Origin of the sequence: Halosimplex rarum (assembly GCF_047715405.1) — an archaeon.
Classification (GTDB): Archaea; Halobacteriota; Halobacteria; order Halobacteriales; family Haloarculaceae; genus Halosimplex; species Halosimplex rarum.
This window is the reverse complement of the sequence record NZ_CP180412.1, coordinates 4,160,213-4,175,653: the sequence shown is the minus strand read 5'-3', so window position 1 is coordinate 4,175,653 and position 15,441 is coordinate 4,160,213. Positions and strand designations below refer to the sequence as shown.

Here is a 15,441-nt window from a genome sequence, read left to right as displayed (position 1 = left end):
TGGTAGGGTGTGGGTTAGTTGCGCGTCTATTCGAGTCGGATCTCGTCGATCTCCAGCGTGCTGGCGCCCCCTTGCCAGAAGTTCAGCCGGACCGAGATGGACGAGGACGAGCGGTCGACGCTCGCCGATTCGAGGTCGACCGCTACGTCGGAGGCGCTCGTGCCGATGCTGTCGTCGGTCACCTCCGAGAGCATCGTGCGGACGCCGCCCATGTCGAACAGCACTTCCGACTCCTCGCCGCCGTTCGCGCCGCTGACGCTGAACACGAGCGTCGAGTACTCTGTGACGGACTGGTTGATCTGCTCCTGGAACCAGCCGCCGTTGTCGTACTCCAGGACGAGCGCGCCGTTCGAGACGTCGCCCCCGCCGTTCTCGAACGACCCGGCGCCGCACCACTGCCCCAGATCGTTGCGGTGGGAACTCCAGGCCGGGTCTCCGTCGTAGTCGTTCACCACGAGGGCGTCCGCGGCCGGGGTATCGGTCGGCGTGTCGGGCGTATCCGTATCGGTCGGCGTGTCGGTGTCCGTGTCCGTCGGGGTGTCGGTGTCCGTGTCTGTCGGCGGGTCGCTGTCAGTATCCGTCGGGGTGGGCGTCCCCGTCGCGGTGCCCTCGCCGGGGATCCCGTCGTTGCGGTACTGCTCCAGCGCGCTCTTGATGTCGTCGCCCATGGCACCGCTGCCGGTGGTGAGCGACCACTCGCAGGGCAGGTCGGTGCAGACCTCCGGCACCGTGCCGTTGTACGGGTCGCCGACGGAGTCGTTCGCGTTCTCGGCGAACGGGCGGTCGAACATGACCGGGCGCCAGACGGGATCCGCGATCCAGGCGGTCCAGTGGATGGCCGGACTCTTCTCGAGGAATTCGACGAAGGCGTCGCCGAACTCGTCGGTCCCCCCGATGTACTGGCCCGCGTTCTCCTCCCAGCCGAACTCGGTGACGAACAGCGGCGCCTGCTCGTAGACGCCGGCGACCCCCTCGCCGTTGCGGGAGGCGTCCTCCCAGTCGCGGGCGCGACTGGAGTTGTGGCCGGGATAGATGTGGTACGTGTAGGCGATGTCCTCGCCGTCGAACTCCTCGACGAGGGCGCCTTCCGGGCTCTGCGACCAGCTGGGCGACCCCATGAGGATCAGGTTGTCGGCGTGGCTCCGGATGGTGTCGACCCACGGCTGGGCCATCTCCAGCCAGAGCTGCCAGACGTCGGCCACCCACTGCGTCGTGGTGGGATCTTCCCACATCCCCGGCTCGGTCGGCTCGTTGTACACCTCGTAGAGGACGTGCGTGTCCTCGGCGTACCGCGGCGCGACAGTGTCCCAGAACATGTCGACCTCGTCCTGGAGCACCGTGTTGACCGGGCCGCTCTGGCCCTCGGCCCACTGCACGTCGCGATGACGGTGGTAGTCGATGATGCAGTAGACGCCGCGCTCGGCGCAGCGCTGGACCACCTCGTCCAGGTGGTTCGTCAGGTAGCTCTCCAGTTGGCTCTGGTCGAACGCCGGCACTGGCGGGCCCGAGCCTGGCTCGTACTCACCGATGTCGACGGGCTGGACCGGGACGCGGATCATCCGCGGGTACCAGCCGTTGCTCGCGTCGGTGAGCATGTCGATCACCTGCACGGCGTCTTTCCCCCGCGCCTGCGAGGTGACGTTGATCCGCTTGGGGTCCGCGATGTTTACCCCGCGCAGCGTGACCGTGTTACCGTCCGGGTCTTTGATCAGGTTGCCGTCACGGTGGAGCCGCGGCGTCGGAATACCCGCCGATGCCGACCCGATCGCCCCCGCCCCCACGCCGAGCGCGACGGCACCGGCCGCCGCGCTCCCCTTCAGGAAGTCGCGCCGGGACGGTCCCCCGCCGTCCTCGCTCGACTCCGTGGATAGCGATTCCTCTCGTCCCCCCTCCGGGGGTTGCCGTTTGTTCGTCATTTCTACCTCCGATACACACCGGATGGTGTGCATTCCGTACATCGTATGACCGGTATAAAACGTTTTCCTAGGCCGAGAGGTAAGAATTATCTACACCAGCAGATTCCGAGTTAGAAGGTACAGGGACCCAATATTATCGACATAATCCGATTATAAATACTATATACGAATTCTGCCACTTCGTGGTAATATGCCTGATATATAAATATCCTGTCTCGATCGGTCGAGACGGGAATTCCCGCGGACACCGGGAGACGCCCGGCGCCGTCAGCGGCCGCGGACATTTTTACTCCAGTTAATACAATTAGTTTATAATTATACACTATATTATCCATTGACACTAGTATCGCAGACGAAAACAGAGTGGTCGGCCTTCGCACGCGCGGCGGCGGCTCCACGAGAGCAGAGACGGACGCGGCGTCGAACGGGCACCACGGCGGCGTCTGACCGGGCGCTACGGGGCCGGCAACTCGATGGCGTCGACGGTGACGCGCCGGGCTTCGAGATCTTCCAGGAGCGCGCCCCAGCTTCCGACTGTGCGGGTTCCGTTCGGCGTCCAGAGCGCGACCGTGGCCTGTCCCGCGAGTTCGAGCAGGGTCGGGGGCCGCGACGTCCTCGCGGACTCGGCGGAGTAGTGGACGTCCACGAGGACGCCGGAGACCGCCCGGTCGCGCCCGGAGTCCGTCTCGGTCCCCCTGACGGTCACGGAGATCATCGCGTCGTCCCACCAGAGGGGGTAGACGTCTCTGATGAACGCCTCCAGACAGACGTAGACGGGCTGGTCTTGCCGTCGCCGCGAGACCGTGTCCCAGACCTCCCAGAGGCAGGTCTGAAAGTACCAGCGGAAGATGAACGGGACAATGTCGTCGTCGATGACGACGCCGTACGGCTCGGGCATGCGCGTCGTGGGCGCGAGACAGGCTCTGGTCCTGTCCGCGAGCGCGCAGAACGGACCGGGGAGCGGTCGCTCGCGGATCTCCGTCACCAGGTCGGCGACCGGGTGGGCCGCCAGGTCGATCCCCTCGGTCGGGACGACCGACGCCCGGACGACCACGTCGTTGTCCATCGCGTCCGCGAGAGCGCGCTCGTAGGCCACCAGTTGCTCGTCGGTGAGCGCGAGGTCGACGCTGGAGTCGGCCTCGCGGATCAGGTCCTCGGCGTGGTCGACGACCGTCTCCACCCGCTTGGTCACGTTCATCTTGTTGTCCCCCAGCGGCGACGCCTCCCAGCGCTCCTCGATCTCGTCGGCGACCTCCGAGATCCGGTCGCTCCGCTCGTGGAGGTCCTGCACGAACTCCGCCGGCTCCCTGGCCCGCGCGTGCAGCGTCTCCCTGTCCAGCGTCTCCGCGTACCCCATCTGCTCCAGTTCGTTGAGGACGTCGTAGATCCGCGGCACCGGGATCGAGCAGTTCCGCGCCACGTCGACGGCCGGCGACACCCCCATGTCGAGCAGCGTCAGGTATGCTTCCGCCTGATACGACGTCAGTCCGGCGTCCTCGAGTCCCCCCAGGAGATCCTCGCGCTCCATCGTGTCTTTCGAGGTAAAATACAATCCCATAATAATGTACGTATGACACCAGTTGGACGGTCGACACGTCCTCGTCGGTCGGAGTTCGGATCCCTTAAGGGCGCGAACGCGGAATCCCTGATCAACTCGCTGGGCGGTCGGGCACCAGTGGGCACCTGCCTGTGCAGGTCGGGATGTGATTTCCGGCGACCGTCGCCGGAGATTGAACCACGCAACGCCCGGCGGTGAACACCCATGGCAAAGAGCTTCTACACCTACATCCGGGACGCCTGGAAGGACCCGGACGACGGCAAGCTGGCGGAGTTGCAGTGGCAGCGAAAACAGGACTGGCGCGAGGAAGGCGCCATCGAGCGCATCGAGCGACCGACGCGCCTCGACCGCGCGCGCTCGCTCGGCTACAAGGCCAAGCAGGGCGTCATCGTGGTCCGCGCGAGCATCCGCAAGGGCGGCGCCCGCAAGCAGCGCTTCACGGCCGGTCGCCGCTCGAAGCGACAGGGCGTCACGCGGATCACCCGCCGGAAGAACCTCCAGCGCGTCGCCGAGGAGCGTTCGACCCGCGTTTACCCGAACCTGCGCGTCCTGAACTCCTACCCCGTCGGGCAGGACGGTAGCCAGAAGTGGTTCGAAGTGATCCTCGTCGACCCCGAGCATCCGGCGATCGAGAACGACGACGACCTCAGCTGGATCTGCGAGTCCCAGCACACCGACCGTTCGCTACGCGGACTCACCAGCGCCGGCCGCCGCAACCGCGGCCTCAACAAGCGCGGGAAAGGCTCCGAGCGAACGCGCCCGAGCCTCTCCAGCAACGAGAACCGCGGTCGATAGACCCGCGACCTCATTTTATCGCGTTCGAACGTTCGAGAGCAGCAGCGACCGCGGTCGGAAACGCGAGTCGGGCCATCTTCACGCTCAGCTCCCGTCACACTCCGTCTTCCATCGGGTCCCCGTACACCGTCAGGCCGCGTAGCCGGTCGGTCCGTCCGTCTCGACGCCGTCACTGTCGCCGCCACGTGAGACCGCGCTGACCGCGTAGAAGGTGGCTTCCGGGTCGCGATGGAGACGCCAGTGGACCCACGTCCGAACGAGCAGGTAACCCCGGCGCAACCGACCGAGCTCCGGGGTCTCCGAGAGCACGTCGTAGTCGTGCGACCGGATCAGTCGGTGGTGCTCGGCGTAGAACACCGCCGCGAGGAGGACGCCAAACTGGCAGTCCTCGGGGAGCAGCCGAATGCCGGCGACGCCCTCGCGGTAGCGCCGCTCCGTGCGCTGGAGTTCGTGGCGCATCGCCGCGACGAACTCGTCGGTGACGTTGGCCGCGGCGAGGTCCGACTCGGCGACGCCGTATCGGTCGAGGGTCTCCTGCGGTAGGTAGACCCGGCCGTAGTCGTGAATGTCCTCGCGCACGTCACGCAGGAAGTTGGTGAGCTGGAACGCCTCCGCGAGGGCAGCCGCGTGCGGACGAGACCGCTCTCGGTCCGCCTCGGGCATCTCCATCGCGGCCATCATCATGTTCGCGACGGCGACCGAAGACCCGCGCATGTACCCTTCGAGGTCCGCGTGCGTCTCGTACCGGGTCGTCTCGATGTCCTGTATCATCGCGTCGACGAACACCGCGACTTCGTCGTCCGCGATGTCCTTCTCGGTGGCCAGCGACCGGAACGCCTCCAGCACCGCCCGCTCGTCGTCGGGCAGTTCCATCCCGTCGACGGACTCGCCCAGGGCGGCCGCCCGCATCGATTCGAGGCGACGACGTTGCGCGTCGGGGTCGGGGTCGTCGGTCCTGTCGACGACCTCGTCGGCGACCCGGAAGAACGCGTAGAGGACGTAGGTCGCCTCCCGAACCCGCTCGGGCAGGAGTTTGGTCGCGACGTAGAACGTCCGGCCCGTCCGCCTGTGGATCTGCTTGCTCGTGTCGATTTGGTCGCTGTCTGGCATGATTAGTTCTAAGTCACCGGGTGAATTCGGCCCGCGCGGCGCCCGCGGCGGGGACCGCCGAGGACCGCGGCGCCAGCGTCTGTTCGTGTCTTTACGTACGTGAGACATTTAATAAACAGCCCACCAAACTAGTTCGGTCCGGCGTATCGGTCGGCGAACGCACACCCTACCGGGCGAGCAGCGGAATCGGAGAACCGGCCAGGGGGTCGGTGAGAGCGGTTTCGCGGGCGTTACCTCGAGACAACCGTCGCTTACCGACCACGACTACGTCCGGGGCGGGTTGCGGAACAGTCCGTCGGCGACGGCGAGCGCGCCGACGATCGACGCGCCCGCCACGAGCGCCGACGTCGGAACCGACGACACGGTCGACCCCGCGAGCGCCAGCAGGAACGCCGCGGGTATCACCAGTAGCAGGAGGTCGTACCGGGAGAGTCGGCGGTCGGCAGTGCTGTGCTCCCGCGTAGTGCGAGTCCTGTCGCTGGTGGCCATCGATGCATCACCTCTCGTCCGATCGTTCGATTGATTCCCACTAAAATTTTATGCCAGTACAGTTCTCCGAACACACTCCGAACACCCAGTAACCAGCTACTGATTATCGCTGTCATATTTACATACGTTTCGAGAATATGAGGGCGCGCGGAGTGCCGGGAAGCACGGCGGTGGGCGCGGGAGCTGTTGCGAGCGAGAATCGTCCGTGACAGGCGACGCCCCGAAGACGGGATCGCGACGATCGAAGAACCGGCGAGCGGCGGGAGGCACCAGCCCCGCGTCGAAGAACGGAGTCGGGGAGGGGGAAGCGACGTGGTCGGGCAGCGAGGCGGCGTGGCAGTCAGTCCTCGTCTTCGTCGACGACTTCGAGTCCGCGGTTGTTGACGGCGTGGGGGTCGAGGCCGACCTCCTGGAGGAACTGCTTGTACTCGCGTTCGCACTGCTCGCCGTCTTTCTGCTTGTCCGAGGCGTGCTGGCAGAGCGCTGCGAGGTCCTCCGGGACGTCGTTGGTGGCGACGATCCAGTGGTTGATCAGGTCCGACAGGCGGCGGATGGGCGAGGTGAAGTGCCCGTAGATCTCGAAGTTCAGGGCGTGGTGGCCGCCGAAGGGGTCGCTCATGTACTTCGCGCGCGGCATCACGAACATCACGGCGCGCTGGATCTTCGAGAGCTGCCGGCCGGGCGCCTGTTCGAGCGTCGCGTTGACGGCCTTCCGCGGGTCGTCCCAGGAGTCGCCGGGGATCGAGACGCCGCCCAGGTCCTGGATCTCCCGCAGCGCCTCGTCCCACTCGTCCGGCGAGGGCTGGGGGTGGACGCGGTACATCGCCTCGACGCCGCGGTCCCACATGAGCTCGTGCGTGACGGCCTTGTTGGCCTTGAGCATGCACTCCTCGATGATAGTGTGTGCCCGATCGCGGGCGGGATTGAGGACGAGCGAGCCGTCCTCCTTGCGCTGTTCGTGCATCCGGTCGGCCAGTTCCCAGACGAGTTCGGTCTTCTCGGCCAGGTCCACGTCCGTGTCTTCGAGCAGGTCGTCGGCGCTCTCGGGGTCGTCGAGTATCTCCTCGCACTCGGAGTAGGTGAGCCGCGCGTCCGACTCGATGACCGATTTGTAGATGTTGATCTCCTCGTAGGAGAGCGTCTCGGGGTCGAGGTGCATCTCGACGGTGTGGGCCAGGCGGTCCTCGTTGGGGACGAGCGAACAGACCGTCTCGGCGAGGATCGGCGGGAGCATGTGGAGGGTGTACGCCGGGAGGTAGACGGTGTTGGCCCGCTCGCGGGCCTCTTCCCACATCGCCGTGCCAGGGGTGACGTAGTGGGACACGTCGGCGATGTGAACCCAGAGGACGTACTCGTCGTCGCGCTTCTCGACCGAGATGGCGTCGTCGAAGTCCTGAGCGTCGATGGGGTCGGTCGTCCACGTCGTCATGTCGCGCAGGTCGCGGCGCTCGTCGACTTCGTCCTGTATCTCCTGCTGGACGCCCTCGGTCCGTTCCTCGGCCTCGGCCATCACTTCCGCGGGGAACTCGTCGCGGATCTCGAACTTCTCGAAGAGCTCTTCGCGCTTGTTCGCCAGATGGCGGGCCATCTCCTCGTCGATCTCGACGGGGCCCTGCCCCTCGACGGTGCCGGCCTGGGCCTGCTCGTCCTCGGTAGTCATGTGCCGGGCTATGACGAGGGTACAGATAGTCTTTCTGTGGTTCGGACGCCCGCCGATCCGGGGGCGGCGAACGAAATCGCGGCCGGTCGGACCCGGGGCGTGCCGCTATCGGTCGCCGACGGAGTCGCGACCTTCCGCAAGTTCGAGATACGCGGCGAGAAACGCGTCGCGGTCGGTGCCGACGGTGCTCGACTCGACGTCTTCGAGGAGGGCTTCGAGGTCCCCGCGGGGCTGGTGACAGCGCTCGCGGTCACAGGGCTTGCAGAGGTACTCGAACTCCTTGCCCTTGCGGTCCCAGCGGTCGCCGAACTTGTCGTACTCCCTGGCGTCGGACCGGGGCACGTCGTCGCCGCAGGCGATGCACGTCACCCGGCTCTGCCCCCGCTTCGAGGAGCGCCACATGTCACCCGCTTCGGAGGACGACCACTTATCCCTTCGCGCTGATCATTGAGGCCGAATTAAAAAGGGCGCTCAAGCGGCACCGCACGCGGACGGTCACTCCGACCCGTCGCCGGCGGCCTGGGGGCGGTCGATCAGTTCGAACAACTCGTCCCATCCCTCGTCCGCGGGGAGCTGGTCGCGGATCTGGTCGATCTGTCCCTCCGGTGTGGCCTCCCCGACGACGGCGACGATCGTGCGCGCGTGGTAGGCCACGTCGGCGCGATCGTCGGGCGCGGTCTGGCCCTCGCGCTCGGCGACGCGGTCGAGGAACTCGTCCCACTCGAAGTGCTGGCCGTGTTCGGCGACGGCGCCGGTCAGGTAATAGTCGATCTCCATCGGCAGCGAGCCGGCGAGGTCGTTCGCTTCCCCCTCCTGGATGCGCTCGCCCAGCGTCGACAGCGTCGCGCGAATCGCGCGCACGGTCTCGCCGGTTGCGGGCAGTTCGAGGCGGTTCTGGACAGTGCCGGTGAATTCGTCGAAGTTCATCGTTACTCCCGTTCTACACTACAGAGCGTCAAAAGCGGTCGACCTGCATACGCCGGAGCCACGCACCGGACGGCCTGCGCGGTGACCGGTGTCGATGCCGTCTCGGCGACAGGCCCCGGCGACCTCGGTCGACGAGCCGCCGAACGGACTGGACCAGCCGATTCCGCCCGGTAGAAGCCGCCTCCCCGACGGACCGACCGTCGGCTCGGTTGCGCCCCGCACGATGGTAAATCATATTTCGCTATATCAAATACAGATCGGGCCGGCCTTGCGCGGCCACAGCTGTGCGCTGCTGGTCGGTTCCAGCGACTCCGGCCTGCGCTCAGACCGCATCGGGTTTGGAAACAGCACCGATCGGCCGTTGTTCGCGGCTGAGCGGCCGCGGATCCGCCGTTTCGCGGTCGAACGCGCGACACCCGGGCGCGGGCTTATTACGGCGACGGTCCTATTCCCCGACATGACCAACGCCAGCCACGTCGAGATGGGGGAGGAGGAAGTGGACGAGTTCCTGGGCAACGGGGGGACGGGCGTGCTCTCGCTCTCGACCGTGGGAGACGAACCGCCTGACGCCGTCCCCGTGTCGTACGGGTACGACCCGACGGACCGGGTCTTCTACTTCCGGGTCTCGATCGGTCACGAGGACGACCCTCGGGAGCTGGCCGACAGACCGGTCACGTTCGTCGCGTACGGGAGCGGGGGCGACGAGCGACGGTGGCGCAGCGTCGTCGCCCGCGGCCGACTGAAAGACGCGGACGAGGAGGGGTCGGCGTCCGTGATCCTCGCCGAGATGGAGCGGATCGACATCCCGCTGGTCGACGTCTTCGAGGAGCCGCTGCGGATGGTGTCGTTCGACTTCTTCCGGCTGGACCCCGAGGAGCTGACCGGCCGCGCGGAGTCGCTCATCAACGACTGAGCCCCGGCTCGACAGCACGTCTTTCCGTCGCGAGCCGCTAGTTCGGACCCCGATGACCCTCTCCGTCACGGTCGCAGACGTCCACCAGATGACGCCCGACGTGAAGCAGTTCCGGCTCGTCGCCGACGACCACGAGTTCCGCTACGAGCCCGGCAACCACACCGAAGTCCACTTCCAACTCGACGGCGAGGACGAGACGCGCCCCTACACCGCGGCGAACCTCCCCGGGACGAACCAGCTCGTCCTCGCCATCAAGCGCTACGACGACGGCAACGGCTCCGTCTACATGCACGACCGCGCGCCGGGCGACGTGATCGAGATCGAGCCCGTCGACGGGAACCTCTCCGTCCGGAACTTCGACCGCGACGCCGCTTTCGTCGCGACCGGCACCGGGATCACGCCGCTGTACCCCATGCTCAAGCAGTACGCCCGGGTCGGCGTCGGCGACGCGCAGCTCGTGTTCGGCGAACGCGACCAGGAACACCTCATCTTCCGCGAGAGCCTCGATCAGTTGCACGCGGAACACGAGACCTTCTCCGTGGACTACGTCCTCTCTGATCCCGACGAGGCGTGGCCGGGGAGGACGGGGCACGTTCAGGACCACATCCCGAAAGCCCTCGACGTGGGACTCGATGGGACGGACTTCTACCTCTGTGGCGTCCCCGAGATGGTCGTCGAGACGCAGGAACTGCTGGAGTCGGAGGGCGTCGACGAGGAGCGGATCGTCACCGAAGGGTGGGAAGCCGACGAGGTCGAATCGTCGTGACGCGGGCCGATCAGTCCGCCTCCGGACGCCCGTCGGACTCGCGGAGCCAGCCCAGCGAGACTATCGCGACGCCGACGGCGCCGCCAGCGAGGAGAGTCGGTCCAGAGGTTCCGACACGGTAGACGAGGACGGCCGCGCCGGCGACCGGTGCGACCGCGTCCGTGCCTGCGGCCAGCAGCGCGACCAGTGCCACGTCGACGCCGCTCCCGCCGGGCGTCGGCACGACGGCCGCCGCGACCGCGGCCGGGACGACCGCCAGCAGGACGCCCACCGACACCGGCTGTCCGACCGCGCGGAACGAGAGCCAGAGCGCGGCGACGGTCGCGGCGTGCGCCGCGGCGAGCAGCCCCACCAGCGCGACCAGTTCCCTGGCCGACGCCCCGTGGAGTCGCTCGAACGACGCCCGGAACCGCGCGATTCGGTCCGCGACGGCGTCGCGGTCGGGCGGCGCGACGCGAGGGACGACGCAGAGGGCGCGCCCGAGCGTATAGAAGGCGGAGACGGCGCGTTCGGTCGCCCGGTCGCGGACTCGCCAGAGTCCGACCGCACCGAGGAGCGCCAGGCCGAACAGGCCGACGCCGACCGCCGCGAGCGCAGCCACGTCGCCATCCCCCGCAGTCGCCAGGAGGTACCCGACGCCGGCGATCCCGAACAGCCCGACGAGCAGGTTCGTGAGCGCGCTGACCGCGACGACCGCCGCGAGGGCGTCCTCGTAGTCGGTCTCGGAGGAGCGCGCGACTAGCAGACCGTTGACCGGGGCGCCGGCGGCCTGCCCGCCGGGGGCGAGCGTGCTGACGAGCGTCGTCGCGGCGTAGGCGCCGACCGCGCGGCCCATCGGGGCGCGATGGCCGAGGACGCCGAGCGACACGCGCAGCGCCAGGCCCCTGAGGATCAGTACGGCCACCGCGAGGCCTGCGACGAGCGCGAGCGTCTCCGCGTCCGCGCCCGCGATCGCCTCGCGCACCGAGTCGACGCCGACGACCGTGGCGGCACCGCCGAAGACTATCACCGTCCCCGCCAGCGCGGCGGCCGTGCGCGCGAGCCGTCTCGGATCGGCCCCCGCCCGGCCGGTCGCTCGACTCACGCGGTCACCTGCCTGTCTGGGCCCTGCGACGACAGCGGACCGTCTAACCGGCCCGTCCGCACGGAGATCGAGAGAGCCGTCTTGAGCTCCCGTCCGATCGCTTTCGACCCCGGGTCCGATCGCTCCGGACCCCGACCGGTCGATCGGGTGCCCTCCGAGCGGATCGATCGCCGCCGTCCGTCAGTCCGTCGGCTGGTGGTATCTAGCACGTGGATCGCCCGTCCGAGTCTCTGCGGAACAGTAGCCGCAGTAGGGCCCGAACGAGAATAACCCTGACGCGGGCACAGGCGGGGTCGCCTCGACCGCGCTCGACACAATCGATATCCGGGCGCCGCCCGTCACTGCCGCCAGATGACCGACACCGGCCGCGTCGACGCGCTCCTCGCGGAACTGACCCTCGACGAGAAGCTCCGGCTGGTCCGCGGACGGTCCGACCCGTCGGGGCACGCCACCGGCTATCTCCCCGGCGTCGACCGCCTGGGGGTCCCGCCGCTTGGACTCGTCGACGGGCCCCTCGGCGTGAGAGACCGCGAGGCGACGGCGTTCCCGGCGACGCTCGCGCTCGGAGCCGCCTGGGATCCCGGGCTCGCCCGCCGCGCCGGCCGCGCGCTGGCTGTCGAAACCCGCACGCGCGGTCACGACGTCGTCCTCGCGCCCGGGTTGAACGTCGTCCGCGTCCCGACCTGCGGGCGGAACTTCGAGTACCTGAGCGAAGATCCCCGGCTCACCGCTACGGTCGGGGCGGCCGTCGTCGAGGGGATCGAGGGCGCGGGCGTCGCCGCGACGGCAAAGCACTTCGTCGCGAACAACCAGGAGCGCCGCCGCGACAAGATCGACGCCGTGGTCGGCGAACGCGCCCTCCGGGAGATCTACCTGCCGGGGTTCCGCGCGGCGGTCGACGCCGGCGCGTCCGCCGTGATGACGGCGTACAACCGGGTCAACGGCCCCTATATGAGTGAACACCGGGAGTTGATCGAGGGCGTCCTCCGGGACGAATGGGGCTTCGACGGCGTCGTCGTGTCCGACTGGTGGGGGACTCACGACGCGGGCGCGGCCGCGGAGGGCGGTCTCGACCTGGAGATGCCGGGGGCCTCGCCTCTCGATCGATTGGCCCCCCACAGCCGAGCGCTCCGCGCGATGCTGAGGCTCCGTCTCTCCGACCGGCTCGGCGTCGACCCGCCGCTGTCGTGGCACCTGTTCGACCGCCTCGTCGCCGACGACGGCCAGCCCGACCCCTACCCCTACGACTTCTTCGGGGATCGGCTCCAGCGCGCCGTCGTCGACGGCATCGTCCAGGAGTCCACGCTCGACCGGAAGGTCCGGCACGTCCTCGGACTCTACGAGCGCCTCGGGCTGCTCGGTGGCGGCCGGCCCGACTCGCCCGCCGTCGACTGGGAAACACACCACGAGCTCGCCCGGGAGATCGCTCGAAGGGGGACTGTTCTCCTCGAAACAGGCGGTCTCCTGCCGCTGGAGGGGAACGAATCGCTCGCCGCCGTCGGGCCGAACGCCGACGAGGCGAAGGTCGGCGGCGGCGGCAGTTCGGAGGTGACGCCGACCCGGACCGTGAGCCCGGTCGCCGGCCTCCGCGAGCGGGCGCCCCGCGTCACCTTCGAGCGCGGCGTCAGGCGGGTGGCGAGCCCGTCGATGTACGACCCGCCCGGGTCGGGGTTGCGACGGCGGCTTGCTCCGAAGCCGGACTTCGACGCGGCCGTCGACGCGGCGGCCGCGGCAGACGTCGCGGTCGTCGTGGTGCAGGACGGCGCGACCGAGGGCGAAGACCGCGACTCGATGGCCCTGCCCGGCGACCAGGACAGTCTCGTCGACGCCGTGGCCGACGCGAACCGACGGACGGTCGTCGTCTGCCGGACCAGCGGCCCCGTCGAGATGCCGTGGATCGACGACGTTGCCGCCGTCGTCCAGACGTGGTATCCCGGCCAGGCCGACGGCGCGGCGCTCGCGGACGTGCTCTACGGGGCCGACCCCGGCGGCAGACTCCCGGTGACGTTCGGTCGCCGGTTCGCCGACTACCCGGTCGGGGACGACGAGCGCCGCTATCCCGGGGTCCACGAGCACGTCCATTACGACGAGGGCGTCTTCGTCGGCTACCGCGGCTTCGACCGCGACGGCGTCGCCCCGCTGTTCCCGTTCGGTCACGGCCGCTCTTACGCGGAGTTCGGCTACGAGAACCTCACCGTCGAGCGCGGGGGGGAGCGCGACGACGGCACCGCGCTCGACGCGTCAGTCATCGTCGAGAACCGCGCCGACCGTCCCGGACGCGAGGTCGTCCAGGCGTACGTCGAACCGCCGCCAGCGCCGGGGACGGTCATCCGGCCCGAACGCGAACTCGCCGGCTTCGCGACCGTCGAACTCGACGGCGGCGAACGCCGCCGCGTCTCGCTGTCGCTCCCCCGGGGTCCGCTGACGCGATACGACGAACGCGACGGCTGGACGGTCGACCCGGGAGAGTACGTGGTGACGGCCGGGCGGTCGTCGCGTGACCGGCGCGCCCGCGAGTCGGTCACGGTCGACTGATCGCCGTTCGCGCGGTGTGTAGTCGACGAGACACCGTCCGGGGCCCGCTGGAATCGCTGGCGGAAGCCTCGGTTAGAACTGCTGGCCGAGTGCGCCGTGATAGAACTCCCTGTGGTCGTAGTGGTCGCCCACCTGTTCGCGGATGTTCCCGTAGTACTCCGCGGCCCGCCGCTCGCTCTCCTCGCTCACTTCGAAGTCGTTGGCCTCGTAGAACGCCGAGGTGGCGCCCATGCTCCGAGCGAGCGCGAAGAAATTTCGCGGTCGGAAGAACAGCAGGTCCTCGACCTCCGTGCGTTCCATCACGGGGTCGACGGTGGTGTCGAATCCGTGCCGGTCGAACGCCCCGACGAGCAGTTCCATCCGGTCGCTGAGGTCGATCGACTGCGCCGCCTCCCAGAAGGCCGTATCGCCGTCGGCGTAGGCGTAGTGCAGGCTGATGAAGTCGTAGATCGACTCCCACCCCCGGCTCACCCACGAGTTGTACGACTCCCGGAGCGCGTCGTCGGCGACCCGCCCGCGCCCGGCGAGGAGGTTCGCGAGCGTGACCGCCGCCTTCGCGTTGGCGGTCAGCCCCGTCGACTGGAGCGGTTCCACGAACCCCTCGGCGTTGCCGATCGCGACGCAGTTCTCCACCCACGCGCGCTCGTAGTAGCCCGACGTGAAATCGTATTTCGCCACGTCCTCGGCGGCGATGCCCTCGCAGTGCTCGACGAACTCGGCTCGGGCGTCCTCCTCGGAGACGTAGTCGGAGGCGTAGACGTACCCGCGATCGCGGTTGTCGAACGTGTCGATCTGCCAGAACCAGCCGTGGTCGCCGGTGTCGATGACCGTCGCCGGGACCACCTCCGAGAGGTCGATCGCCGACCGCGCGTTCAGCGCCGCGTCCAGCGGCAGGTCGAACTCGCGGAACCCGTCGCTCTGTTCCCCCTTGATCACGCGAGAGAATCCCGACGCGTCGACGTACAGGTCTGCCTCGTAGGCCCGGCTCCTGCCGCGGAGTCGCTTGATCCGGTCGCCCGCCGCGTCGACGGTGACGACCTCGTCGTCCACGAGCGAGACGCCGCGCTCCCGACAGCGGGTCCGCAGGAACGCGTTGAACCGCTCCGTGTCGAGGTGATACGCGACGTTGTCGTACCTCCGAGTGCCGCCGTCGCGCGGCGAGAAGTACCACGGCGATTTCCCCTGGGCGACCATCTCCTCGCACTTCGTCCGGTGGTCGGGACTGTTGTGCAGCGTCTCGTAGAAGTAGTAAAACCCCTGTAGCGAGTCCGGCTCGTCCGGATTCGGGAAGTTCCCGCCCAGATCGAACGGGTAATGGAACGGCTCGTTGCCGCACCAGTCCCTGAAGTACACCGACGCCTTCCAGACGGGCTTGACCGTCGAGACGAACTCCCGCTCGTCGATGCCCAGGGAGTCGTGGAGCACCTGCTGGATGGCCAGGAACGTGCTCTTGCCGACCTGCGGGACCGCCCGATCGAAGTCGTCCACGACCGACACGTCGATCTCGAGATTCATCCTGTCGATGCTCAGCGCGGTCAACAGCCCCGAGTCGCCCCCGCCCACGATCACCACCTCGTCGATCTGGTCGCTCATCTCCCGCGTTGTATATAGGGAACGTATATTACAGTTATTTGCGTTCGGTCGACACGTACTCGAAACGAGGGGACCTGTCTCGTCGAACGTGCCTC

13 protein-coding genes are annotated in these 15,441 nt (G+C 68.1%); 4 read left to right on the top strand and 9 right to left on the bottom strand.

Going from position 1 to position 15,441, the window contains the following annotated elements; all coding sequences use genetic code 11:
• Positions 1-26: 26 nt before the first annotated feature.
• Positions 27-1,916: a glycoside hydrolase family 5 protein gene (locus ACMGFH_RS19925; RefSeq protein ID WP_415380357.1), complete on the bottom strand. Its 1,890-nt coding sequence runs from the start codon at positions 1,914-1,916 to the stop codon at positions 27-29.
• A 454-nt stretch (positions 1,917-2,370) separates the two neighbouring features.
• Positions 2,371-3,444, bottom strand: coding sequence for a TrmB family transcriptional regulator (locus ACMGFH_RS19920; RefSeq protein ID WP_415380356.1), 1,074 nt, complete (start codon positions 3,442-3,444; stop codon positions 2,371-2,373).
• Positions 3,445-3,678: 234 nt separating this feature from the next.
• Between ACMGFH_RS19920 and ACMGFH_RS19915 the strand changes: the two genes are divergently transcribed.
• Positions 3,679-4,269, top strand: coding sequence for a 50S ribosomal protein L15e (locus ACMGFH_RS19915; RefSeq protein ID WP_415380355.1), 591 nt, complete (start codon positions 3,679-3,681; stop codon positions 4,267-4,269).
• A 129-nt stretch (positions 4,270-4,398) separates the two neighbouring features.
• On the opposite strand, the gene ACMGFH_RS19910 is transcribed toward ACMGFH_RS19915, so the two are convergent.
• The 5 genes from ACMGFH_RS19910 to ACMGFH_RS19890 form a co-directional block, all read right to left on the bottom strand.
• Positions 4,399-5,379 (bottom strand): phytoene/squalene synthase family protein, encoded by a 981-nt coding sequence (locus tag ACMGFH_RS19910; RefSeq protein ID WP_415380354.1) that lies wholly within the window; start codon positions 5,377-5,379, stop codon positions 4,399-4,401.
• Between the two features lie 264 nt (positions 5,380-5,643).
• The gene (locus ACMGFH_RS19905) at positions 5,644-5,868 is read right to left on the bottom strand and encodes a hypothetical protein (protein ID WP_415380353.1); all 225 of its coding nucleotides are present in this window, start codon (positions 5,866-5,868) and stop codon (positions 5,644-5,646) included.
• 340 nt (positions 5,869-6,208) lie between these two features.
• Positions 6,209-7,528 (bottom strand): RNB domain-containing ribonuclease, encoded by a 1,320-nt coding sequence (locus ACMGFH_RS19900; protein WP_415380352.1) that lies wholly within the window; start codon positions 7,526-7,528, stop codon positions 6,209-6,211.
• Positions 7,529-7,633: 105 nt separating this feature from the next.
• Complete coding sequence (locus ACMGFH_RS19895) at positions 7,634-7,930, bottom strand: hypothetical protein (RefSeq protein WP_415380351.1); 297 nt, start codon at positions 7,928-7,930, stop codon at positions 7,634-7,636.
• Between the two features lie 93 nt (positions 7,931-8,023).
• Positions 8,024-8,455: a DUF2267 domain-containing protein gene (locus tag ACMGFH_RS19890; protein WP_415380350.1), complete on the bottom strand. Its 432-nt coding sequence runs from the start codon at positions 8,453-8,455 to the stop codon at positions 8,024-8,026.
• 457 nt (positions 8,456-8,912) lie between these two features.
• On the opposite strand from ACMGFH_RS19890, the gene ACMGFH_RS19885 reads away from it, so the two are divergent.
• Complete coding sequence (locus tag ACMGFH_RS19885; RefSeq protein WP_415380349.1) at positions 8,913-9,368, top strand: pyridoxamine 5'-phosphate oxidase family protein; 456 nt, start codon at positions 8,913-8,915, stop codon at positions 9,366-9,368.
• Between the two features lie 52 nt (positions 9,369-9,420).
• A complete protein-coding gene (locus ACMGFH_RS19880; protein ID WP_415380348.1) occupies positions 9,421-10,134 on the top strand; it encodes a ferredoxin--NADP reductase in 714 nt (237 codons plus the stop codon).
• Between the two features lie 10 nt (positions 10,135-10,144).
• On the opposite strand, the gene ACMGFH_RS19875 is transcribed toward ACMGFH_RS19880, so the two are convergent.
• Positions 10,145-11,218, bottom strand: coding sequence for a flippase-like domain-containing protein (locus ACMGFH_RS19875; RefSeq protein ID WP_415380347.1), 1,074 nt, complete (start codon positions 11,216-11,218; stop codon positions 10,145-10,147).
• Between the two features lie 351 nt (positions 11,219-11,569).
• Between ACMGFH_RS19875 and ACMGFH_RS19870 the strand changes: the two genes are divergently transcribed.
• Positions 11,570-13,753 carry a beta-glucosidase family protein gene (locus ACMGFH_RS19870; protein ID WP_415380346.1) on the top strand — a complete coding sequence of 728 codons (2,184 nt, stop codon included), beginning with the start codon at positions 11,570-11,572 and terminating at the stop codon, positions 13,751-13,753.
• Between the two features lie 72 nt (positions 13,754-13,825).
• Here the strand turns inward: ACMGFH_RS19870 and ACMGFH_RS19865 are convergent, their stop codons facing one another.
• The gene (locus tag ACMGFH_RS19865; protein WP_415380345.1) at positions 13,826-15,346 is read right to left on the bottom strand and encodes an FAD-dependent oxidoreductase; all 1,521 of its coding nucleotides are present in this window, start codon (positions 15,344-15,346) and stop codon (positions 13,826-13,828) included.
• Between the last annotated feature and the right edge of the window lie 95 nt (positions 15,347-15,441).